Raw genomic sequence first — 22,216 nt, 5'->3', positions numbered from 1 at the left:
GCAAACGGTCGTTGCGGTCGACCCGAGGACCCGGCGACAGGCAACGATCCTGTGCGCCGATTTCCAATACGCTGAACCGGTGATGGAGAACCTGCCTCCCGATGTCGCGCTGGAGCGGGTCGACCCCTTCCTCATGCAGGCCACCGCACTCGTGCGCGACAACGGAGGAACGGTTCTGACGATTTCCGAGAACGAGCTCGTCGCGTCGTTTGGCGCGCCTGAGCCGCTCGAAGGACATGCTGCACTTGCCTGCCGGACCGCACTCGCGCTGCGCGAGCTCGCGCTGCGCCATGGCGATTGGATGACCGGCGTTCGTGCTGCCCTGGACACAGGCATCGTGATCGTCAGCCCGGCACGCGACCGGGCTTTGGAGGTGCGCGGTGGGCCGGTGTCCGTGGCCCATACGCTGAGCCAGGCGTTGGGGCGCCATCTCGTGGTGGCAACCGCCAGGACCCGGGCATCGGCTGGCGGCTTCGTCAGTATGGAAGCGCTGGCAGCGCCACTTCTGTCGGAATACCCGAAGAACCAGCGGCTCTTTGAAGTGATCGAGATCAGGCGGGGCCGCTCGCGCTGGCAGTTGCGCGCCGAAACGCAGCTGTCGCCGTTCGTCGGCCGCGAGATGCAACTGCAGATTCTGAACAAGGCCTGGCATGACGTCTTCGACGGCGAAGGTCAGACGGTTTTCGTGGTCGGCGATCCCGGTCACGGCAAGTCGCGTGTCACGCATGAATTCGTTGGGGCCATCCCTCACGATGATGCTGAGAATCTGGAGGTCGGCGCGCTCGAAACGGACCTGCGCAGCGGCTTCGTCGTAATTCGGAAACTGCTGCAAACCCTGTTCGGCGTGGGCGACACCGAAGCGCCGCCAATCGCAATCGAAAAGGTACTGGCCGCGCAAAGCGCGCTAGGCTTCGATGAGCGGCTCCTCGATCCGATCATGGCAGTCATGGAACTGCCCGTACAGGATCCGAACTGGGCTATCATTTCTGGCCAGGAGCGATCCCGGCGCATGCAGGAAGCAGCGGTTGGGCTTCTGCTCTTCCTTGGCCGCGAGAAGCCCGTCGTTCTCCTGGTCGAGGACCTTCATTGTATAGACGCCGAGAGTGAGGGGGTCCTGGTGCGGCTGGCGCAGGCACTGCCCACTGTCCGCTGTCTGCTTATCCTGACCTGTCGACCCGAATACGATCGCGCTGCCTTCGCCGCTGCAGGACCTTCCGAAATCCGCCTGCCGGCGTTCAATACGGCCGAAGCAGCAGCATTTCTTGACTACCTGGTTGGCAGGGACCCTGAGCTGGCGCAGCTCCGCGGTGCAGTCGGGGATGCGTGCAAAGGCAATGCATTGTTCCTGGAAGAGACCGTCCGCGCTCTCGCCGAGACCGGCAAGCTGGAAGGGCAGCCGGGCCGCTACCGGCCTTCTGGCGAGGTCGACGAGATCGTCGTTTCGGCGAGTATCCAGACGATTGTCGACGCTCGCTTCGAACGTCTCGACAAGGATTCGAAGCGGGTAGCCGAGGTCGCCTCAATCTTCGGCGGAGAGATTCCGGTGCCCTTGCTACGAAGGATGGCGACGCTGTCGAGCCTGCGCTTCGATGCCGCCCTCCAGAATTTGAAGAAGGCCGATCTCCTAGTGGAGCTTCAGGTTTTTCCCGAGGCCTTCGTCCGCTTCAAGCACGTCCTCATCCGAACTGCTGTGTCCGGACGTATCGTATCGTCGGCGCTCATTGAGCTCCACAGGACTGCGCTTGCCGAATTGAAGGCCCATTACGCGGACCGGCTTGATGAGCACAGCGAACGCCTGGCCAGACACGCGCAACAGGCTCACCTCTGGGTCGAAGCCGTCGGCTATCTTCTGATCTCGGCTCGCAAGGCGATCAGGCGGTCGGCGCACGTCAGTGCACTTGAGCAACTGGACCTTGGGGTCAGGCTGCTGAGGAGCAACGATGTCGCCGACGCCGATGAGCAAGAGATCGAGTTCCAGCTCGCGAGGGGCGTGGCCCTCATGGCGGCCCGTGGCTGGGGTGCGACCGAAGTGCTCGCCGCGTTCGAGCGCGCCGAGGAACTTTGCAGTAAGATCGGCGACCAGGCGCGTCTGTTCACGGCGCTGCGCGGGAGAGCCCAATACTACATGCTTAGCGGTAAGCCGGCAGCGGCGCAGGAACTGGCCTGCCGATGGGCTGGCATGGCTAAGGACGACAGCGATCCCGGTCTCGCGATCGAGACCGAGCACATGTTCTGGACAAACAATTTCTTCCTTGGGGAGACCGCGGCGGCCCAGAACCATGCGGAACGCGCCATCGGCCTCTACCACCCCGACCGCGATCATTATCTGACGTACAAGTACTCCGGTCATGACCCGGGCGTCTGCTGCCGCTGCTTCTCGGGATTGTCAGCCTGGCTGGCCGGCGAGCCGGATAAGGCAAGGCTACGGTGCGAAGACGCAACCGGGCTCGCCGGACGTTTCGAGCATCCGCTGAGCATGGCGCTTGCGTATTGGGGGACCAGCTACCTCCATATGTTCGCGGGGGAGCCTGAGGCCGCGCTTCGGGCGGCGGAAAGCGAGTTGCAGATAGCAGAGAAGTTCCAGTTGCCGCTCCTTGTCGGCCAAGCCGCGTTCCAGGTTGGATGGGGGCAATTCCGGCTTGGGGAACGGGGGGCCGGCCTGCGCGGCATGGAGGAAGCTATATCTGCCATTCGCCGGACCGGCGCTGAAATGGGGCTGCCCTATCTGATAGGCCTTTACGCCGAAGCGCTGGGCGACAGCGGCAGGCTGGACAGCGCTCGCAAGTCGGTTGAAGCTGCCCTCGAGCTCGGCCGCTACAACGGAACCTATTTCCAGCTCGCCGAAGTACTTAGGATCGAAGCCTGTATCCGCGAAAAGAGCGGTGGCGGACCTGACGAGATCGAGAAGATGCTCCACAAGGCTGCGAACGTCGCTACCTTGCAGCGTTCCGCGATTGGCCAACTGCGTATCGCTGTGGAACTCGCTCGCTGTCTTCGAAGCCTTGGAGATGTCGAGAAAGCGCGTGAATTTATCGCGCCTCACGGCGAGCTTGTCGGTAAGCTCGACGACAGCCAGGATGCGCGGGCGGCGCGTGAGTTCTTCTAGCCAACGTGGCGACATGACGCGTGCCTTCTCTTAGGCTGCACCTCAGAATGTCAGCGACGGGGTCAGATCGTGGCCTCCCCTCCCGCCAGCAACCAGGACGACGCCCATACCAAGCACCGCGTCCTTGATACACCGGATTGATCCCCTAGTTACCCTCCGTGGGCGCCTTGGTCGCGAGTTTTGCCTGGGGGCAGCGGCGGTTGCGCCGTTCTGACTGCATGGCGCGGAAAGACGGTTGGGACCGACGCACTTATGGAGGTCGTCGTGCGTCAATTCCCTGGATTCAGCTGGGCATATTTCGCATTCGCTTGCTCGATCGCGGTAGCTTGCGCAGGAGCTGCCGCCGGCGGCGAGCGCGGCGGAGGCAATAGCGGTGGCAACCATGGTGGCGGAGGCAATAGCGCTGGCAGCCATCACGGTGAAGGCCGCAAAGGCGGCGCGCACAAAGGACCTGCCGGCTCCAGCAGTAGGTCATCGGTGGACGACGATGGGACCAGCACCACTGCAACGGCGGCAGTGGCGGCAACACCGGCCGCCACTGCCGTCAGTGTCGCCCGGTCCGCAGGGACCGGACGCTCGCTCGACCTCCCGGCCAACCTCCAGCCTCCCAGCGCCAGCAACAGTCCATCGACGGTCAGTCCAATCAAGGCGCTGCCGGGCGTCCCGGATGAAGTCGTTCGCGCCTGCCATGATGCAATCGAGTCGGCCGCCGCCCCGTTTGGCGCGACCAGTGTGCGCGTCAGCAGCGCAGGTTCCATGCGTCGGTTGAGCCCGGATACGATCTCGGCTCCCATTGAGGTCAGCATCGATTATGGACGGCAAGACAAGGTGGAGACGCGGCAGGCGCCGATCAAATGCGAATTGAATGCTACAGGCAGGGTGATCGGGCTGACATAGCGTATCGCGCAGAACTCTTCGCCGACGAGAGCAGGATGAATTCGAATTGGTGATTCATCCTAGCCTACTCCCGCAAAGAGGCAATGATCTCAAAGAACCTGGACTTGAGCAGGAGGACCGCGCAGTCGTTTTGGAAATCACTCCAAGGTCGCCTGTCTTGGCCTGAGGGGGTAGGGAAGTGTGAGAGAACGCACCCGGGCAATCCGCGACGGGTCGCGAGCCTTGCTGCGTGCAGTCTTCTGGCTGACGGCCTTCAACCCGCCGGCAGCGGCTGCCGCGCGGCCAGCGCGCCGCTTCAGCGGCGGCTCAATCTGGGCGCTGCGACGCTCAGCCCTGAGCCTGTCATTGACTGCGCGCGCGGCGGCCAGGTCGCGGAAAAGGGAAACAGTGACTTCACGTTGCTTGTCCAAAGCCTCCTTCAGCCTGGCGACCTGTACCAAAAGTGCTCGGGCGGCGTCGCGCTCGAGGCGAGCTTTATCGAGGTCCTCATGGGTCGAGACTGCCGCAGCGCGTTCTCGTGCCAGAGCATGCGCCGTCTCGGTTGCAGTCTGCTCCACTCGTTCTCTCGCCGTGACTGCTCTGGCTCGTTCCTGTTCAGCCGCGTCGCGCTCGAGGCGAGCTTTTTTCAGCTCCTCACGCGCCGAGACTGCTGCAGCGCGTTCTAACGCCAAAGCCTGCGCTGTCTCGGTTGCAGTCTGCTCGGCACGGTTTCCCGCTGTGACTGCTCTGGCTCGTTCCTGTTCAGCCGCGTCGCGCTCGAGGCGAGCTTTTTTCAGCTCCTCACGAATCGACGCTGCTGCAGCGCGTTCTCGAGCCAGCTCGCCCTCCGTCTCGGCTGCGGTCTGCTCCACTCGTTCTCTCGCTGTGACTGCATTGGTCCGTTCCTGCTCAGCCGCGTCGGCGCGCTCCATGAGCGCGGCATTGGACAGTTTCACTTCGGCGAGGTCACCACGAAGGTCCTCTGACTTCCGGCGTTCGTCGTCGAGCATTCCGGTTGCTTGCGCCAGCGAAGCCTTGGCCTTGGCGCGATCCTCGGCGGCCTCGGCCTCAAGCTGTTCAATTTGCGCCTGCGCTCGCGATAGATCGCGCGCCACCCATCCGGCTCGCTGACGCTCCAGATGAGCAGCGGGCATCTCCGTAAAGACATAGTTGGTGGCCTCGCGCAGCATCGTGCGGGTATCTCCCGCAATGCGCCGCGATGCGTCAACTGTGCGGGCTGCCGCGAGCTCGTTGCGCAATTGCTCCTGGCGTACGCGATCGGCGGCTGCCACCCTTGTCCTCAGCGCGTCAATCTCCTTGCGCGACTTGAGCAGCGCTCGCTGCAGAGCGGCGCTCCTGGCGCGCTCGCCTGCCGCCGCCTGATGCTCCTGGCCGGCCAATTCCCTCGCTGCGGCTGCCTGAGCAGCAGCTGCTTCGACTTGCGCCCGGGCAGCCGTGAGATCCGGGCTGAGCAATTCATCACTCGTGCGCTCGTCTCGCTGGGCTGGCCCACGCACATCTAATGCAGCACTCGCCGGAAGCTCGATGGGTCGCGAAAGGTCCGGATTGGCGTTGCCCTGGACCCGCGAAATGGCGGGGGCGCTTTCGAGCCAGTTTTGTCTCCTCATCGCATAGCTAAGCGGCACGGCCAGACAGATTGCGGCGACGCCAAAGCGGGGCACAAGACCGATCGGCCTGCGAACGCGAGGAGGTGAGGCCATCGCTGTGGTGGGGTCGGGATCCTCCGCGAGGGCGAGTTGTGTCTGCATACGGCTGAGAGCCCTCAGCACGGGATTACTTAGAGCGGCAAGATCAGCCGCCATCCGCCCATAAACGTAGTCAGCGATTTCTCTGATGGATGTCGCAAGTCGGCTGGATTGCGGTGTGTTCGTCGCCGACGCGAAAGCGTCGATCTGGGCCACTGACGAGCTCTCGCAAGACTCGGAGATCACGTCGAAATACTCGATTCGCACCCCGAACCGAAGGCAATTGGCATCCTGACGCCGAATACCCAGGTCTGCCGTGTCTGAGGGCACGGCAACCTGAGAAGAAGAAGCAGGCTCGGTTGCAAGGTCGACCGGGCTTTCCCAATCCCAAGAAACCTCCTCCTCGGGGAGGTCAGATCCGCCTTCGCCCACATCTGATTTGAGGCGACGCCGTTGCACCGCGATATGGATACGCCGGAGCACAAGATAGAGGCCCACCGAGGCAAATATTGCTATCCCGCCCAGGATGGCGAGATCTGCGTCGTTTGCGTAAATTTCGGCAAGAGGATTTGACATTGCCGTGCCTGTGCCGTCTGGGGTGTGTTCTTAAGATCGTGAAGCGGTGTTGGCCCCTCGCCTTGGTGCTGGCTAAAGCCTTTGATCGCGTTCGAATCTGTCACTTGCTTCGAGGGCCCTCCAGTGCTCGAATTGTTGTTGCATGGCGGAGCGGCGGTCGCGCGTTGATAGTCGTGCCGGCGCAGATGACTTTTGTTTGAAACGAAACTTGACATGCCGTGGCCGCCGATTGTCGGCCGCCAAGGGCGCACGGGCTCTGAAAAGCCGACTTGCACCTCTGCATCTCAACGTCCCGAGTTCTCCCACGGTAGCGTACCACCCCGCCATTTCCGGCTCTGGACGGCCCGGCTAAGCTTTAAGCTAGGTCACAGGCCTCCACGGTCAACCGTCACCTGATATTAGGCATCCATCGGCAGCACTTCGGCCATGCAACACAGCCATTGGCGCGCCCGCGAGCTGGCCAACTAAATCATGCTGATCATGGTTAAGTCGCACCGAGCAACACGATCTGGTGTCGAAGCCGTCTGCCTCGCTTCACGCTGACGCGGCGTCAGTCCGGCAGGCCCGCCTTGCGAAGGCCTTCGATATATCTGCTGCGATCGTCCGGTCGATAAAACGGCGGCAGCACCTCGGCGAGATTCGAAAGCCGCAGAAAGGGATCGAACGCGCATAGCCGAACCATCATCTGCTGCGCTTCCAGAAGCCGCCCCGCCAGCGCATGACCTGCGGCCGCAACACGCTGAACGACATCGGTCATCCGGAGGTCGATCGACCCGTGCTCAACATCAAGGCAGGTCTGATCACGAACTTGATGTCGATGCGGTAAGTTCGGCGTACCAGCAGCGCAAAGTATCAGCTGCCGAATTACGTCTTTCAGACAGCGCCGGGCGGGAGCAATATGGCAGCCAAGCCAATTCAACCTCCGGATCGCTGCGATGTTGGAAATCCCGGAAGATCGATGCGAGCGCCACCGCCTCTTCAAGGCCATCGACGACGCGTTCAAGGCGGGCGACTTCGAGGCCCTCGGTGTGGCTCTCGGCGGCTCACCCGGCTGGTTCGACGAGCAGATGCCCTTTGAACTCGGCCTTGGGCATCCACTGGAGTATGCGATCTATTGGAGCCCCGCCGCTTTCATCTCGATCTTACTGGATGCGGGCTCGGACCCGAACTATCACCACCACGGCGGTTATCCGGCAATCATTGCGGCACTCTCCGCCGACCGGGCTGACAGACTGGAAATAGTCCGAACCCTGATCGATGGGGGCGCAGACCTGAACATGCGGGGCGTAAACGACTGGACGCCGCTTCACTATGCGGTCGCCATCCGTAGCGTCGATGCCATCCGCCTGCTGTTGGCGGCGGGCGCCGACCCATCGCTCGAAACCCGCATCGACGACTATACGACAGCCCTCGAGGACGCCGACAATGCCGGCTTTGAAGCCGGCGCTTCGTTGCTGCGCGATGCAATGACCAGGCGCGGCCCCAATGGACGGTGAGTTGGGCGACGATGCCGGTGAACCATGTAGCCGAAGATTTGACCAAGGCTGGCCTCAGGTCTTCGTCAGCCCTGCCTTGAAGCGTTTGCCGTTGGCGACGTAGTGCGCGGCCGAAGCGCGCAGGCTTGCGACCGCGGCATCGTCCAGTGTTCGCACCAAACGGGCGGGCGAGCCGATGATCAGCGAATTGTCGGGGAATTGCTTGCCTTCGGTGACCAGGGCGCCGGCGCCGACCAGCGAATTCCTGCCGATCTTCGCGCCGTTCAGCACGATGGCGCCCATGCCGATCAGGCTGTTGTCGCCGATCGTGCAGCCATGCAGCAAGGCGCGATGGCCGATCGTGCAGCCTTGCCCGATGGTCAGGGGAAAACCGACATCGGTATGCATGACCGTGTGTTCCTGCACATTGGTATCGGCGCCGATGATGATCGGCTCGTCGTCGCCGCGGATGACGACGCCGAACCAGAAGCCCGCGTTGCGGCCGATCTGTATGTCGCCGATCAGGGTAGCGTCGGGCGCGATCCAGTTGCTGTCGGCGTCCTCGAAACCGGGGGCTTTTCCATCGATCGCATAGAGCGGCATTTTCTCCTCCGAATCGTCTCAGGCTGAAAGATCGGTCGACCCTAGGAGAGTGCCTGCCTGGGATGCAATGTCGATCAGCACGACGCCCAACGCCAAAGATCGTCGCGGTGCAACCGCAAGAGATCAGCGCCGTCAGGCAACACTAAAAGCAACGAGTGTGCGTCCAACCGGACCCATCTTCACCTTCCATTTACCATGAAATCGCACAGTCGTGTTTCGACAGGCGTGCCGCAAGAGCCGTGCCACGCACATGGGTCGCTCAAGGACAGCCCAAGGGAACAGACATATTGGGACAGGCCGCCGATAATCGGGGATCGCGATGAAGCAGGCAGCCGCCGCCAACGGGCCGCAACTCACCATCGTCGATTCCAAGCTGATGAAGCGGGTGTTCTACGTGTTCGCTGCGCTGGCAGTGCTTTCGATGACGATCAGCCTTGGCGGCAAATGGTTGGGCCGCTCGATCGCCATGGCCGGATATACCGACGACACGACCGTCCACGAGGTGGTGATCGGCAACAACGTCATCGCCGTGCCGGCCAATGTCATCCGCTTCGACCAGGCGCGGCGCGACGGCATCGCCTCGCGCCTCGACCTCTATCTGCATTATCCCGAAATGGACGGCTACAGCGAGGCGGGCCGCGACGATTTCAACCACACTGGACCCAGCAGGAGCATCATTTTTCTGTCGTTCGAACGACAGGTCATGTCGCGTGACATGAGCGGCCGCTTCGCGCCGATCTACAGCGCCCTTATCGTCGAGCCTGGCACGCCCGGTCCGGGCGGCACGACGCTTTACGGCTTCAGTGAAAAATCAGGCTATTTCAATGAAGTGCTGGCGGTCGGCAATCGCCGGGGCAAGGACCCGTTCGTGGCCCGCTGCCTGAGCGGCGCAAGTGCTGCGCAATCGCTGGCGCCCTGCGAACGCGACATTCTGGTCGGCGACAATCTCAGCCTCACCTACCGCTTTCCCATGGAATTTCTGAGCGATTGGCAGGCGCTCGACGCAGCCATCGCCGCCAAGGCTGCGCGTATGCTGAAGGCCGGGCATTAGGATGATGAAGCGAACCGTGCGAGAATCTGCTCAGTGACTTTTGATCGCGCAGCGCAGAAATTTGCGCGACGTCGGCGGGACAGCACCCCCCTCTGCCCTACCGGGCATCTCCCCCTCAAGGGGGAGATTGGCTATTCGTTCTTCTTTCGCCAATCGCCGACGTTGAAGAAGAGGGTGCGGCGAGCAAGCTGGCTCAAGGTCGGCCGGCACCGATCGCCTCCCGGCTCAGGCGAGGTCGATGTCGAGGATCGCCATCGAGAAATTATAGTCGCCGTCGTCCTCGTCCTTGAAGACGATGCCGAGGAATTCGTCGCCGACATAGACCTCGGCCGAATCATCCTTGCGCGGCCGCGCCTTCACTTCAAGCTTGGGGTTCTGGAAGACGCGCTTGAAATAGGCGTCCAGCTTTCTGATTTCGTCCGGCTTCAAAAGTCTTCTCCGATCGTCGGTCTTGCTCATTTGAGCGCGCTTCTGGCACGTCGACAATGGCGATGTAAAGACAAGCCGGCGAGAGAACCGGGGCAATCGCTAGAGGTTTGCGCTGCCCCTCATTGCCCTGCCGGGCATTTCTGCCCGTATAGTGACGGGGAGAAAGACGCCTTTGCAAGGGGCCCTGCCCGAGCGTTCAGATGTCGAAGCTGACGACGTGGTCCATCGACTGCGACGGCAAAAGCTGGTCCATCTGCCGCGAGGGCCGGTCGCAGCCGGTCTCGCCGACGACGCGGGCCGGCACGCCGGCAACCGTCTTGTTGTGCGGCACCGGCGACAGCACCACCGAGCCTGCCGCGATCTTGGAGCAATGGCCGACTTCGATGTTGCCGAGGATCTTGGCGCCGGCGCCGATCAGCACGCCGTAGCGGATTTTTGGATGGCGGTCGCCGCCGGCTTTGCCGGTGCCGCCCAGCGTCACGCCGTGCAGGATCGACACGTCGTCCTCGATCACCGCCGTCTGGCCGACGACGAGGCCGGTGGCGTGGTCGAGGAAGATGCCCTTGCCGATGCGGGCGGCCGGGTTGATGTCAGTCTGGAACACCGAGGACGACCGGCTCTGCAGGTAGAGCGCGAAATCCTGGCGGCCCTGGTTCCACAGCCAATGCGCCAGCCGGTGCGTCTGGATGGCATGAAAACCCTTGAAATAGAGCACCGGCATGATGAAGCGGTCGCAGGCCGGATCGCGGTCGTAATAGGCCTGGATGTCGACACGCACCGTCGACGACCAGTCGTTGTCGTCGGCTGCCATCGCCTTGAATGTCTGGCGGATGAGATCGGAACCGATATCCTGATGGGCGAGCCGCTCGGCCAGCCGATGGATGACCGCTTCCTCCAGGCTTTCCTGGTTGAGGATGGTCGAATAGAGGAACGCCGCCAGCAACGGATCGCGGTTGACCGCCTCCATTGCTTCGTCGCGGATCGAGCGCCAGATCGGGTCGATCGGCTTCACCATGGTCGGGCGGGCAATCGTAACGCTGTTCATCAATGGTCTCCGGCCTAATGTCTCCGGCTTGGCACCAAAACCGCTGCGCTCTTTTGCGCGACATGCTCTATAAGCCAGATCATAGCACGGTTGAACTCAATTTTCTTTAGTGCATCGTCAAATGGATTTGGTTCACGGAAATTCAAGCGGCCATGGAAAACCAAGCCTTGATCGACGAGCCGCTGAAGCGCGAGCTTTCCGCGCTCTACCAGGCCGAAGGACGCCACTATCACAGCCTTTCCCATATCGAGGCGATGCTGGCGCTGGCCGGCCACTATCGGGCATCGTTGCACGACCCCGAGGCGGCCGAGGCGGCGATCTGGTTCCACGACGCCGTCTATGACAGCCGGGCCAAGGACAACGAGGCGAGGAGTGCCGCCCTTGCCGAGAAAAAGCTCGCCGGCCGCACCGATGCGCAGCGCCTTGGCCGCATCACCGCGATGATATCGGCCACCGCCACGCATGAGTTGCCGCAGTTTGCCGACGAGAATGCCGCCCGCGATGCAGCGCTGTTCCTCGACATGGACCTTGCGATCCTGGGGGCGCCGCCTGATGCGTTCGACGCCTATGAACAGGCGGTTCGCCGCGAATATGGTTGGGTGGAAGAGCCGATGTGGCGTGCCGGCCGCAGTGCTGTCCTGAAGGGCTTCCTCGCCCGCCCGCACATCTTCCACACCGAGGAGTTCCGGCAGCGGTTCGAGGCTCAGGCTCGGCAAAACATGGCGCGTTCGCTCGAAGCGCTCGGGGCGTGAGCTGGCTTCTGCACCTTTGATGCCGTCGCGAAGGATCGCTACCGATCGGCTTTTACCTGAGCCGCTGCATTCTTCAGGATTGAGTGACCCCAACCCAAGCACAGATGTATTCACAGCGGATTTTCGGCATAGAACTCCAGCACCCGCTGCTTGAAGGACTTGTCGCCGACGGCCAGCATGTGGTCGCGGCCCTCGATGTGGAACGCCCTGGCGTTCGGCATCAAGGCGGCCAGTTCGTCGGGCGAACCGCCGATATCGTCCTTGGTGCCGACGGCAATCAACGTCGGCTGGGCAATGCGCGCAATGTCGGCCTCGGCCAGCAATTCCCGCGAGGTGGCAATGCAGGCGGCCAGCGCCCGGCGGTCGCTGCGGGTCTGGTCGGCGAAGGCGCGAAACGAGCGGCCGCGCGGATTGCTGGTGCTATCAGGGTCGTCGGCCAGAAGGGCGGCGGCGATCGGATCCCAGTCGCCGACGCCGTCGACCATGCCGACGCCGAGACCGCCGAAGACCAGCGTCGCCACCTTGTCCGGATCGGAAAGCGCCAGGAAAGCGGAAATCCGCGCGCCCATCGAATAGCCCATGACATGGGCGCGTTCGATGCCGAGATGGTTCAGCAACGCTGCCCCGTCGGAGGCCATTCTTGCCGGCGTATAATCGGCCTCCTGATAGCTCTTTGACGAGGCGCCGTGGCCGCGATCGTCGAAGGCGATGGCGCGGTAGCCGGCATCGTTCAGCGCCTTGAACCAGCCGGGCGACACCCAGTTGACGTAATGGGTCGAAGCAAAGCCATGGATCATGAGCACCGGATCGCCCTGCCCCGATGCCGGCTGGCGGTCGAGGAAGGCAAGGTCAAAACCGTCATGGGAGAAAAACTGCATCTGCATGGATCCTGCGCGTTCAGTTGTGCGCAGTGCCGATTGCCGGGTGACGCAACAGGTCGCGGTCCTCGATGCCGCTCCTGGCGGCGGTGCCCGCCTTGAGCTCGAGCACGAAGCGAACCGGCTCGCCGGGCGAGATCATCGCCTCGGATTGCGGCTCGCCTTGCTTGATCGCCCGGATCCTGCCGTCCTGACCGACAAAGATCAGGTCGAGCGGCATCGGCGTGTTCTTCATCCAGAAGCTGACATCCCGAGGCTCCTCGAACACGAACAGCATGCCATGATCGTCGGCCATCTCCTGGCGAAACATCAGGCCAGCCTCGCGCTCGGCCGAGGTGTCGGCGATTTCGACGGAGAAAGAGCGTTCGCCGCCTTTCGTCACCGCGACCAGCGGCTGCGGGTCGACGGCAAGGATCATCGCCCGGCTGTCTGCCGAAGCCGGTCGCTGCGAATGGAAGAAAGCGCCTGCGGCAATGACAAAGGCGATCGCGGCGCAGACTACGCCCGTTGTCAGCCAGTTCCTGTAACTCATTCAGACTCCTCGGCCATCGTCCTAGGTATGTTGAAATTCAGGTGAGGTCGGCCTGCAAACGGCGGTTTCCTGTGCTTCCGGTGCTCACGTACCCAAAAGTACGCTCCGCTCCGGTTCTCGGAACCCACCATTTTCGGCACGGCCTGACCTGAATCTCAAACTACCTGGACCATGATCCCGAACCTACGGTTCGAAAAAGATCACGGTCAAGCGGAAAGCACCAGGTCGCATCTCGATTGGATCGGGGTGGGACTTTAGTGCGAGACGGGCAAGGTACCCATATCCGGGTGAATTTCGGCAGCCATAAGGCCTTTGTCGCCGCGCCCGAAGCGGACCAGCACGACCTGCCCCGGCCTGAGTTCGGTAATACCGTAACGGCGCAGCGTCTCCATGTGGACGAAAATGTCCTCGGTGCCCTCGCCCCGGGTCAGGAAACCGAACCCCTTGGTGCGGTTGAACCATTTCACCAGCGCCCGTTCGAGGCCGCTTTCCGGCGTCACCGAGACGTGGGTGCGCTGCTCCTGCATCTCCGCCGGATGGGTCGCCGTGGTGAGATCCATGGAGAGCACGCGGAACGCCTGCAACCCGCGCTCACCTTGCTTGACCAGGCAGACGACGCGCGCACCTTCCAAGGCGGTCTGGAAACCGTCTTTTCGAAGACAGGTCACATGGAGGAGAATATCGCCGGAAGAGCCGTCATCGGGAAGAATGAAACCGTAACCCTTGGCCACGTCGAACCATTTGATAGCGCCCGCAATCTCGACAAGACCGGCCGTGTCGCCGCTCTCGTCTCTCCGCAAGGCGTCGTGACCGGTTCCGTCCCGCCCCATGAAAGAGGCTTTTTCCCCCATAACAACGCCCCCCTTTTCCAAGAATACCGCAACTGATTCTTGACGTTAGATTAACACTTCCGTTTCAGGTGTGTGCAAGACCTGAGCTGCGTTTTTTCACGGTTCATTGCGGGAATACCGGATTTGTTGTTTGCCGGCAGGAGCGGCTATCGGGAATTGCCCTTTGGCCGGGTGGCCCCTATGTTCGCCGCAAAGCAACATTTCGAGGAAAACCACATGCGCTACCTCCACACCATGGTCCGTGTCGCCGACATCGATGCCTCGCTCGATTTCTACTGCAACAAGCTTGGCCTCAAGGAAGTGCGCCGCCACGAAAACGAACAGGGGCGCTACACGCTGATCTTCCTCGCAGCGGACGAAGACGAGCAAAGCGGCATCACCGACAAGGCGCCGCTGATCGAGCTCACCTACAATTGGGATCCGGAAGACTACAAGGGCGGCCGCAATTTCGGCCACCTCGCCTACGAGGTCGACAACATCTACGCCACCTGCCAGCATCTGATGGACAAGGGCGTCACCATCAACCGGCCGCCGCGCGACGGCAACATGGCCTTCGTCAAATCGCCGGATGGCATCTCGATCGAGCTTTTGCAGAAAGGCCCGGCCAAGGCCAAGGCCGAGCCCTGGGCGTCGATGCCCAATACCGGAAGCTGGTAACCTATCACAAGGATCGAGAACGGGCACGACCAAGCCGAACGATTTATGGCGTTTCTCGGAATCGCGCCTATCTGTTCGGCCATCGCGCCTGCTTCGAAATTGGCGCATCCAAAGATGCGCGCTTGCCCAAGGAGAAATCCATTCATGCCGACCAGCCATGCCGATGTCGTCACTGAACATGCGAGCCGCTATCTGCAGCAGCTCTGCAAGCACTGGGCGCACAAGTTTCCCGTCGCGTTCGATCCGAACCACGGCACGATCGACCTCTCACTGGGCCGCACGGTTCTCGATGCCGACCCGGCAGCGCTGCATATCGCGGTAACCGTCGACGAAGCCGGCTCGCTGGAGCGGCTGGAAACGGTCGTTGCCGACCACATCAAACGCTTCGCTTTCCGCGAAGAGCTGACCTTCGATTGGAAAAACGCTTCGGCAGCGTAGGCGACTACGCTCCGCCATTCCGGCCGGCCATTTCCAGCAGCATCAGCACCGTGCGCCAGTTGCGCGCGGTGCAGGGCACTTTCAGCGTGCGCGGGATGAGGTTGGCAAATACCGATTTGCCGATGCCTTCCGGTGCATGCAGGTAAAGCACGTCGCCCCTGATCTCGAACCGTTCGGGACCGGTGCATTTTTCGGCCAGCCGCGCGACCTCGTCGGCTGTCGGCGGGCGTTCCAACACACAGGCGTGAAGCTTCGTCGGCTCGCCGGCGACTTCCGGATAGGGATTTTCCGCCACCAGCCGCTCGAACCAGCCGAGATCGCGCACCATGATGCGCGAGTGAAATCCCCAGTTCTTCTCGAAGGCCGCTTCCAGCTGTTTGGCCAATGTGGCCGCGTCGCCCTTTGCCGAACGGAACACGATGTTGCCGCTCTGCACATAGCTGGTGACGTCGCCAAAACCGAGTTCCTCGAAGAACGACCGCAAGTCCGCCATCTTGACGATGCGGTTGCCGCCGACATTGATGCCGGAAAACAACGCAACGAAAATCTTCGCCCGGGCACTCATATGATGAACCCGGCCAGCGTCTCATTGTCTGTGATGTCCTGATACTGGACGCCCTCGGCATCGAAATTGGCGTTGAGCAGCTCGAAATTGCGGCGGTCCTTGGTTTCGATGCCGATCAGCACCGAACCGAAATTGCGCGCCGATTTCTTCAGATATTCGAAGCGGGCGATATCGTCGTCGGGACCTAGCAATTCGAGGAAGTCGCGCAGCGCGCCCGGCCGCTGCGGAAACCGGATGATGAAATACTTCTTTAGCCCCTCGAAACGCAGCGCCCTTTCCTTCACGTCCGGTAGCCGCTCGAAGTCGAAATTGCCGCCCGAAACCACCGCGACGATGGTCTTGCCCCTGATTTCCTTCTTCGAAAAATCCTTCAGCGCGTCGATCGCCAATGCGCCGGCCGGCTCCAGCACCACGCCTTCGACGTTCAGCATCTCGATCATCGTCGCGCAAAGCCGGTTTTCCGGGATCAGCCGCACCGCCTCGGTGGCAAACGCCTTGAGATGCCGCAACGGCTCGCGGCCGATCTCGGCCACCGCGGCGCCATCGACGAAATTGTCGACCCTGGCGAGCCTGATACGCTTGCCGGTGGCGAGGCTCTCGCTCAGGCTTGGCGCGCCGGCCGGCTCGCAGAAGACGAAGCGCGTGTCGCGGCGCTGGTCGGCGAAATAATGCGTCACACCCGCAGCCAGACCGCCACCGCCGACCGGCAGCATGATGATGTCGGGCATGCGCGCGCCTGGCATCTGGCCTGATATCTCGTAGGCGACCGTCGCCTGCCCCTCGATGATGTCCTTGTGGTCGAACGGCGGCACCATGCGCGCGCCGGCGCTTTCCGTGAATTCGGAGGCGGCGCGGTAGCAGTCGTCGAAAAAGTCGCCGACCAGCCTGATCTCGACGAATTCGCCACCGAACAGCCGCGTCTTGTCGATCTTCTGCTGCGGCGTCGTCACCGGCATGAACACCACGCCTCGCTTGCCGAAATGACGGCAGACGAAGGCAAAGCCCTGGGCATGGTTGCCGGCCGAAGCGCAGACGAACAGCTCGGCATCGTTGCCGGCGGCGAGCGCCTTGCGGAAGAAATTGAAGGCGCCCCTGATCTTGTAGGAGCGCACCGGTGACAGGTCCTCGCGCTTCAGCAGCACGCGCGCCCCGGTCTTCTTCGACAGATAATCGTTTTCCTGCAGCGGTGTTTCCGGGAAGATCTGGCGGATCGCGGCAGCGGCGACCGCGACGCGGGAAGAGAAACTGGTCATCGAAAAAATTACCCCGGATCGTCTGTGGTGTTCGCGAACCTAGCACACGCCGTACGTGTTTGATCAGGGCAATCGTTCTGGCTTTCGCGCAACAGTGCGATGACTGTCGCAAGCCGCTGAGCGCATTTCGGCAGGAAACGACTTACTTCTGCCGCACTTCGGCTGTCCGGGAGGGGTCGCGGAGGTTGGATCAAGCCTTTCGGCCGGAGTGGAATTCTAGAGTTGAAGAAGATTTGTATCCTTGTCCTTGCCTTGCTCGTTGCCGGCTGTGGCGGCCGGCAGACCGAGGAACTGCTCGGCAGCGCCATGGTGTCGGCGCCGGTGACCGATATCGCCGGCAACCACAGCATCTTCATCGCCACGACGCGCAAGCGCTCCGACGATCCCAGCAAGGTTTTCGACCGCGAGCGCTCGGCCACGCTGAACTATGCCCGCGTCAACGTCACCGTGCCGGGGACCCACGAAGCCGGTCAGATCGAGCGGCGCTCGCGCGGCAAGTCGAACGACCCGGCCAAATACTTCATGGCCTCCGACGTCGTCGGCTACGACACCGCGCCGAAATTCTCCAGCGCGCTCAGCTCCGATATCGCCGCGCGCGGCGGCCGCGTCATGCTTTTCGTCCATGGCTACAACACCGGCTTCGACGCCGCCGTCTACCGTGTCACCCAGATCGCCCATGATTCCGGCTACCCGGGCACGCCGGTGCTGTTTTCCTGGGCATCGGGCGCCAAGACCCGGGACTATGTCTATGACAGGGAAAGCGCCAGTGCGGCCCGCGACCAACTGGAAGTGACGCTGAGAATGCTTTCGCAGACCGGCGCGCGGCGCATCGACATCGTCGCCCATTCGCTGGGGACCTGGGTTACCATGGAGGCGCTGCGCCAGCTCGCCATCAACGGCGACCGCGATCTCAGCGGCAAGCTCGGCGACGTCGTGCTGGCCTCGCCCGACATCGATGTCGACGTGTTCAAGAGCCAGATGCGCCGCTACGGCAAGCCGAACAAGCCATTCATCCTTCTACTGTCCGACGACGACCGGGCGCTGCGGCTCTCCGGCCTGATCGCCGGCTCGCGGCCGCGCGTCGGCGACTACAAGGACGCGGCCGACCTCGCCGACTATGGCGTGAGCGTCGTCGATCTCTCCAGCGTCAAGGGATCGGATCGCTTCAACCACACCAAATTTGCCGACAACCCCGAGCTGGTGAAGATGATCGGCCAGCGGCTGCGCGAGGATGACGGATTTGCCAGCGACCGCGAGGTGACCGACCGCATCAGCCTGCTCGGGCAGTGAGGTGCGTTCGAAGACTTTTCTCGTCGTAGCGTTTGCGCTCGCGGTGACCGGCTGCGCCGGCCGCAAGACCCACGACCTTCTCAACACGACGACCGTGACGGTGCCTGCCTCCGACATCGCCGCCACGCATGAGATCTTCGTCGCCACCACCCGAAAAAAGGCGACGAAGGACCCGCGGCAGGTGTTCGACGGTGACCGTTCACCGACCACCAGTTTTGCCAGTGTCGAAGTCACCGTCCCGAAAACCCATCAGGTCGGCGCCATCGAGCGGGTCAGGGGCTCCGCCAACAGCAACCCGGCGAAGGACTTCACGGCAACTGAGGTCGAATTCTACGAAGGCGCCCAGCAATTCGCCAAGGCGGTCGGCGCCAACATCGCCATGCGCGGCGACCGCGCCCTGGTTTTCGTGCACGGCTTCAACAACGATTTCGACGACGGCATCTACCGGCTGACGCAGATCGCACACGACACAAAATATTCCGGCACGCCGGTGCTGTTCTCATGGGCGTCGAGCGGCAAGACCACGGGCTATATCTACGACAAGGAAAGCGCCAACGCGGCGCGCGACGATCTCGAAGAGACGTTGCGGATGCTGGCCAAGTCCAAGGCCAAGAGCATCGACATCATCGCCCATTCGATGGGCACCTGGGTGACGATGGAGGCGCTGCGCCAGCTTGCCATCACCGGCGACCGTGATCTCGGCGACAAGCTCGGCTATGTCATCCTGGCCTCGCCCGACATCGATGTCGATGTATTCAAGAAGCAGATGATCCGTTACGGCAAGCCCGACAAGCCTTTCGCCATCCTGCTTTCGGGCGACGATCGCGCCCTGAGGCTGTCCTCCCTGATCTCCGGCGACAAGCCGCGCGTCGGCGACTATGGCGACGCGGCCGACCTCGCCAGCTATGGCGTGTCGGTGGTCGACTTGAGCAAGACCAAAGGCGGCGACCGCCTGAACCACGCCAAATTCGCCGACAACCCATTCCTGGTGCAGCTACTCGGCGACCGGCTGCGCGCGCCGGCCGGCCTGGCATCGGACGAGGTCGATCCGGCGCAGCCGATCAACAATCTCGGCCAGGGCATCGGCAAGGCCGTCGGCTCCGTCGCCGAGATCGTCATCACCACGCCATTCAAGGTGCTGACCATCGCCACCGGCGGATGAGGAGCGGGCACGCCCTTGGTCGTTGTCAGACGAACAGTTCGACTTTCTGGAACGTCGTCACGTCGATCAGGCCGACATCGGAAATCCTCAGTTCCGGGATGACGACCAGCGCCAGCAGCGAGTGCTGCATGTAGGCGTTGTTCAGCGAACAGCCCATCTGGCGCATTGCCTCGGTCAGCTTGTCGGCCTTGGCGGCGACGATTTCGGCGCGCTCGTCCGACATCAGGCCGGCGATCGGCATTTCGACCAGCGCCAGTTCCTTGCCCCTGGAGAACAGCACGACGCCACCGCCGACCTCGCCCAGCCGGTTGACCGCCAATGCCATATCCTGCTTGCTGGTGCCGACGACGATGATGTGGTGCGCATCATGCGCCACGCTGGAGGCCATGGCGCAGTCGCTCATATAGCCGAAGCCGGAGACGAAGGCGTTGGTGATGCCTCCCGTGCCGCGGTGGCGCTCGACCAGCGCGATCTGGCAGACGTCGTTGCGACGGTCCATGGCGACCAGCCCGTCCTCCACCGGAAGATCGGCCTCGAGCGCCCGCGTCGGCGCCTGGTTCTCGATCACGCCGATGACCCGCACCCGAATTTCGTTGGCGCCGACAGGCGCCACGATGTCGAAATCTCCCGGTTTGAGCTTCTTGCCGAGCTTGACGGTGTTCTTTGCCGTCTTCGGATAGTCATATGCCGGAATGTCGATGTCGAGCTTGCCGCCCTTGGCCAGCCTGACGCCGCGGCCATAGACTTCGTCGATGGTCATTGCGGCCAGATCGGAGACGATCAGCAGATCGGCGAGCCGCCCCGGCGCGATCGAACCCAGCTCGCGCTCCAGCCTGAAATGCTGGGCGGTGTTGAGCGTCGCCATCTGGATCGCGGTCACCGGCTTCACCCCTTGGCTGATGGCGTGGCGGACCACCCGGTCCATATGGCCTTCATGGACGAGCGTCCCGGAATGGCTGTCGTCGGTGCACAGGATGAAGTTGCGCGGATCGAGCCCGCTCTCCGTCACCGCCTTGATCTGCGAGGCAACGTCGTACCATGCCGAGCCCAGCCTCAGCATTGCCTTCATGCCCTGGCGGACGCGGGCGATGGCGTCCTCGGCGCGCGTGCCTTCGTGGTCGTCCTCGGGGCCGCCGGCGACGTAGCCGTGGAACGGCAGGCCGAGATCGCGCGAGGCATAATGGCCGCCGACGGTCTTGCCCGCCCTCACCGTCGCGGCGATCTCGCCGGCCATCACCGGATCGTTGGCAGCGACACCGGGAAAGTTCATCACCTCGCCAAGTCCGACGATGTTTTCCCAGCCCATCGCCTCGGTCACATCGGCAACCGTCAGCTCGGCGCCGGCATGCTCCAGCCCAGGTGCCGAAGGCACGCAGGACGGCATCTGCACAAGCACGTTGATCGGCATGGCGACGGCCTCGTCATGCATCAGCCGCACACCCGGCAGGCCGAGCACATTGGCGATCTCGTGCGGGTCGATGAACATCGAGGTGGTGCCATGCGGGATGACCGCGCGGCAAAACTCCGTCACCGTCACCATGCCACTCTCGACATGCATGTGAGCGTCGCAAAGGCCCGGCACCAGATAGCGCCCGCCGGCGTCGACCACCTTGGTGCCCTGGCCGATGGCATGGCCGGCATTCGGCCCGCAATAGGCGAAACGGCCGCCGGCAATGGCAATGTCGGTGCCGGCGATGATCTCGCCGGAATGAACGTTGACCCAGCGCCCGTTGCGGATGACGAGATCGGCGGGCCTCCTGCCCATGGCGACGTCGACCAGATGCGTCGCCGCCTCGGCCCAGGGTTTTGGTTTCGTCGCACGCGCGGTCTTCGCCATGAGGAGACTCCTGTTTTCCCGACTGTGCCAAGCCGCGCGGATTTTGACCAGCGGGGAACTTGTGGGTCGTGTGCGGCTACGCGGTCTTCACCTGTCGTGCCGGAGGCGCCGTCGGCGGCGCTGCGAGGCGCCATCCACGACAAAATGCCTCAACCGGAAGACGAGTCCGGTTGCGGCAAATCAGCTTGTTCGGGAGTTTCGATCAGGAAATCGGGCGCTCAAGTATCGCCCCGATGTTCCCTGTCGCGGCAGTTGAGAAGGTCGACCAGATCATCGGCCTCTTCGAGAGGCATATCGATCAAGGGGACGCCGACCTCGACAACTGGCATCCCCGTGAACACATCGATGATGTCCCACGTGCCTTCAGGTGTCTTCTCAATGTCGTAGCGTTGAGTCATGGAGTGGAGGAGGAGATTAGCGGGTGCAGAAGAAGATTGGCGCGTTTACTCGGCTATCGCTCGTTTGGGCTCCGCCGAAACGATTCCCGCCCAGCCTGATCAATCGCCTCAAGCAATGGGACAAAGGTGCTGGGCAGTCGTGGGTCTACGGCAAGCTTCAGCACGCCGTGCAGGTGCCGGCGATAGTCTTCGGAACGCAGCAATTGCCGTACCGCGTTGGCAACGGACTTCCCTTGTCCTGTGTCAAACTCTGCCATGTCAGGGGTTCCAGTAGCTTTAGCCCGAAACTCAACCGTTGCGAAATGGTTCCGGGATGATTTTGATCAAGTTTGAATCAGTGGATGGCCCGTCGCTGCTGAACGGCCTGCAGCCGCCAATTCTCCGTCGTCTGCGATTGGCCGAAAGCCACCGCGCCTTCGTCATCCCAGGGCAAGCAAGGAGCAAAGCGACGCGGCGCAGACCCTGGGATCATTCCGTGACATCCGCCGAAGAATGCAACGGCTCAGAATAAACGCGCTCCGTAGCGATCCTTCGCGCCCCCCTCTGTCCTGCCGGACATCTCCCCCACGAGGGGGGAGATCGGCCTTCATCACTGATTTCGCCAACACCAACCTGGCAAAAAAGGACGCTGTCCGTGAAGCTGCCGATCTCCCCCCCAAGTGGGGGAGATGTCCGGCAGGACAGAGGGGGGCGCCTCGCTCCGCCATCAAAAGGTTCTGCACCGCAGCAGCGCACC

The 22,216-nt window shown here is 62.6% G+C and carries 21 protein-coding genes and 1 pseudogene; 11 read left to right on the top strand and 11 right to left on the bottom strand.

Features of this window, described 5'->3' with window-relative positions; all coding sequences use genetic code 11:
• Positions 1-82 precede the first annotated feature (82 nt).
• Both AC0L15_RS21330 and AC0L15_RS21325 read left to right on the top strand, forming a co-directional pair.
• Entirely contained in the window at positions 83-3,106 is a 3,024-nt protein-coding gene (locus AC0L15_RS21330) for an ATP-binding protein (protein WP_473496977.1), read from the top strand.
• 477 nt (positions 3,107-3,583) lie between these two features.
• Positions 3,584-4,003: a hypothetical protein gene (locus tag AC0L15_RS21325; protein ID WP_473496951.1), complete on the top strand. Its 420-nt coding sequence runs from the start codon at positions 3,584-3,586 to the stop codon at positions 4,001-4,003.
• A gap of 137 nt (positions 4,004-4,140) precedes the next feature.
• On the opposite strand, the gene AC0L15_RS21320 is transcribed toward AC0L15_RS21325, so the two are convergent.
• On the bottom strand, positions 4,141-6,264 hold the full coding sequence (locus AC0L15_RS21320) for a hypothetical protein (RefSeq protein WP_473496950.1): 2,124 nt from the start codon (positions 6,262-6,264) through the stop codon (positions 4,141-4,143).
• Positions 6,265-7,003: 739 nt separating this feature from the next.
• Between AC0L15_RS21320 and AC0L15_RS21315 the strand changes: the two are divergent.
• Positions 7,004-7,090, top strand: a pseudogene (locus AC0L15_RS21315) (DUF1127 domain-containing protein); the annotation flags it as partial.
• Positions 7,091-7,199: 109 nt separating this feature from the next.
• Positions 7,200-7,760 (top strand): ankyrin repeat domain-containing protein, encoded by a 561-nt coding sequence (locus AC0L15_RS21310; protein WP_287248128.1) that lies wholly within the window; start codon positions 7,200-7,202, stop codon positions 7,758-7,760.
• A gap of 54 nt (positions 7,761-7,814) precedes the next feature.
• Here the strand turns inward: AC0L15_RS21310 and AC0L15_RS21305 are convergent, their stop codons facing one another.
• Positions 7,815-8,342, bottom strand: coding sequence for a gamma carbonic anhydrase family protein (locus tag AC0L15_RS21305; RefSeq protein WP_287248129.1), 528 nt, complete (start codon positions 8,340-8,342; stop codon positions 7,815-7,817).
• 319 nt (positions 8,343-8,661) lie between these two features.
• On the opposite strand from AC0L15_RS21305, the gene AC0L15_RS21300 reads away from it, so the two are divergent.
• Complete coding sequence (locus tag AC0L15_RS21300) at positions 8,662-9,393, top strand: hypothetical protein (RefSeq protein WP_287248131.1); 732 nt, start codon at positions 8,662-8,664, stop codon at positions 9,391-9,393.
• A gap of 225 nt (positions 9,394-9,618) precedes the next feature.
• On the opposite strand, the gene AC0L15_RS21295 is transcribed toward AC0L15_RS21300, so the two are convergent.
• On the bottom strand, positions 9,619-9,822 hold the full coding sequence (locus AC0L15_RS21295; RefSeq protein WP_013531334.1) for a DUF3126 family protein: 204 nt from the start codon (positions 9,820-9,822) through the stop codon (positions 9,619-9,621).
• 196 nt (positions 9,823-10,018) lie between these two features.
• Positions 10,019-10,867: a serine O-acetyltransferase gene (gene cysE / locus AC0L15_RS21290; RefSeq protein ID WP_027156043.1), complete on the bottom strand. Its 849-nt coding sequence runs from the start codon at positions 10,865-10,867 to the stop codon at positions 10,019-10,021.
• 152 nt (positions 10,868-11,019) lie between these two features.
• On the opposite strand from cysE, the gene AC0L15_RS21285 reads away from it, so the two are divergent.
• Positions 11,020-11,619 carry an HD domain-containing protein gene (locus AC0L15_RS21285; protein WP_128246582.1) on the top strand — a complete coding sequence of 200 codons (600 nt, stop codon included), beginning with the start codon at positions 11,020-11,022 and terminating at the stop codon, positions 11,617-11,619.
• Between the two features lie 110 nt (positions 11,620-11,729).
• Here AC0L15_RS21285 and AC0L15_RS21280 read toward each other — a convergent pair whose 3' ends face one another.
• The 3 genes from AC0L15_RS21280 to AC0L15_RS21270 all read right to left on the bottom strand — a co-directional run bounded on the left by AC0L15_RS21280 (position 11,730) and on the right by AC0L15_RS21270 (position 13,859).
• Positions 11,730-12,497, bottom strand: coding sequence for an alpha/beta fold hydrolase (locus AC0L15_RS21280; RefSeq protein WP_287248134.1), 768 nt, complete (start codon positions 12,495-12,497; stop codon positions 11,730-11,732).
• 19 nt (positions 12,498-12,516) lie between these two features.
• A complete protein-coding gene (locus AC0L15_RS21275; protein ID WP_287248136.1) occupies positions 12,517-13,029 on the bottom strand; it encodes a DUF192 domain-containing protein in 513 nt (170 codons plus the stop codon).
• Positions 13,030-13,283: 254 nt separating this feature from the next.
• Entirely contained in the window at positions 13,284-13,859 is a 576-nt protein-coding gene (locus AC0L15_RS21270) for a cold-shock protein (RefSeq protein ID WP_353682342.1), read from the bottom strand.
• Between the two features lie 237 nt (positions 13,860-14,096).
• On the opposite strand from AC0L15_RS21270, the gene gloA reads away from it, so the two are divergent.
• Both gloA and AC0L15_RS21260 read left to right on the top strand, forming a co-directional pair.
• Positions 14,097-14,537: a lactoylglutathione lyase gene (gloA, locus tag AC0L15_RS21265; RefSeq protein WP_287248140.1), complete on the top strand. Its 441-nt coding sequence runs from the start codon at positions 14,097-14,099 to the stop codon at positions 14,535-14,537.
• A gap of 144 nt (positions 14,538-14,681) precedes the next feature.
• On the top strand, positions 14,682-14,975 hold the full coding sequence (locus tag AC0L15_RS21260) for a DUF2218 domain-containing protein (RefSeq protein ID WP_287248142.1): 294 nt from the start codon (positions 14,682-14,684) through the stop codon (positions 14,973-14,975).
• A gap of 4 nt (positions 14,976-14,979) precedes the next feature.
• On the opposite strand, the gene AC0L15_RS21255 is transcribed toward AC0L15_RS21260, so the two are convergent.
• Positions 14,980-15,540 carry a DUF1697 domain-containing protein gene (locus AC0L15_RS21255; RefSeq protein ID WP_287214559.1) on the bottom strand — a complete coding sequence of 187 codons (561 nt, stop codon included), beginning with the start codon at positions 15,538-15,540 and terminating at the stop codon, positions 14,980-14,982.
• On the bottom strand, positions 15,537-16,793 hold the full coding sequence (ilvA, locus tag AC0L15_RS21250) for a threonine ammonia-lyase IlvA (RefSeq protein ID WP_287248145.1): 1,257 nt from the start codon (positions 16,791-16,793) through the stop codon (positions 15,537-15,539). The genes AC0L15_RS21255 and ilvA overlap by 4 nt, the downstream gene beginning before the upstream one ends.
• Before the next feature lie 222 nt (positions 16,794-17,015).
• Between ilvA and AC0L15_RS21245 the strand changes: the two genes are divergently transcribed.
• Positions 17,016-18,083: an alpha/beta hydrolase gene (locus tag AC0L15_RS21245; RefSeq protein WP_287214556.1), complete on the top strand. Its 1,068-nt coding sequence runs from the start codon at positions 17,016-17,018 to the stop codon at positions 18,081-18,083.
• 1 nt (position 18,084) lies between these two features.
• Positions 18,085-19,245: an alpha/beta hydrolase gene (locus tag AC0L15_RS21240; RefSeq protein WP_473496944.1), complete on the top strand. Its 1,161-nt coding sequence runs from the start codon at positions 18,085-18,087 to the stop codon at positions 19,243-19,245.
• Between the two features lie 25 nt (positions 19,246-19,270).
• Here AC0L15_RS21240 and ade read toward each other — a convergent pair whose 3' ends face one another.
• Together ade and AC0L15_RS21230 are read right to left on the bottom strand one after the other, a co-directional pair.
• Complete coding sequence (gene ade / locus AC0L15_RS21235) at positions 19,271-21,082, bottom strand: adenine deaminase (protein WP_287248149.1); 1,812 nt, start codon at positions 21,080-21,082, stop codon at positions 19,271-19,273.
• A 218-nt stretch (positions 21,083-21,300) separates the two neighbouring features.
• Positions 21,301-21,480 carry a hypothetical protein gene (locus tag AC0L15_RS21230; RefSeq protein ID WP_128246591.1) on the bottom strand — a complete coding sequence of 60 codons (180 nt, stop codon included), beginning with the start codon at positions 21,478-21,480 and terminating at the stop codon, positions 21,301-21,303.
• Between the two features lie 23 nt (positions 21,481-21,503).
• Here AC0L15_RS21230 and AC0L15_RS21225 point away from each other — a divergent pair, with 23 nt between their 5' ends.
• Positions 21,504-21,797 (top strand): hypothetical protein, encoded by a 294-nt coding sequence (locus AC0L15_RS21225; protein ID WP_287248153.1) that lies wholly within the window; start codon positions 21,504-21,506, stop codon positions 21,795-21,797.
• The last annotated feature ends 419 nt before the right edge of the window (positions 21,798-22,216 follow it).

It is taken from the genome of Mesorhizobium sp. WSM4846 (assembly GCF_055811415.1).
Note: the sequence above shows the minus strand (reverse complement) of the source record. Positions and strands in the feature narration are given on the sequence as shown.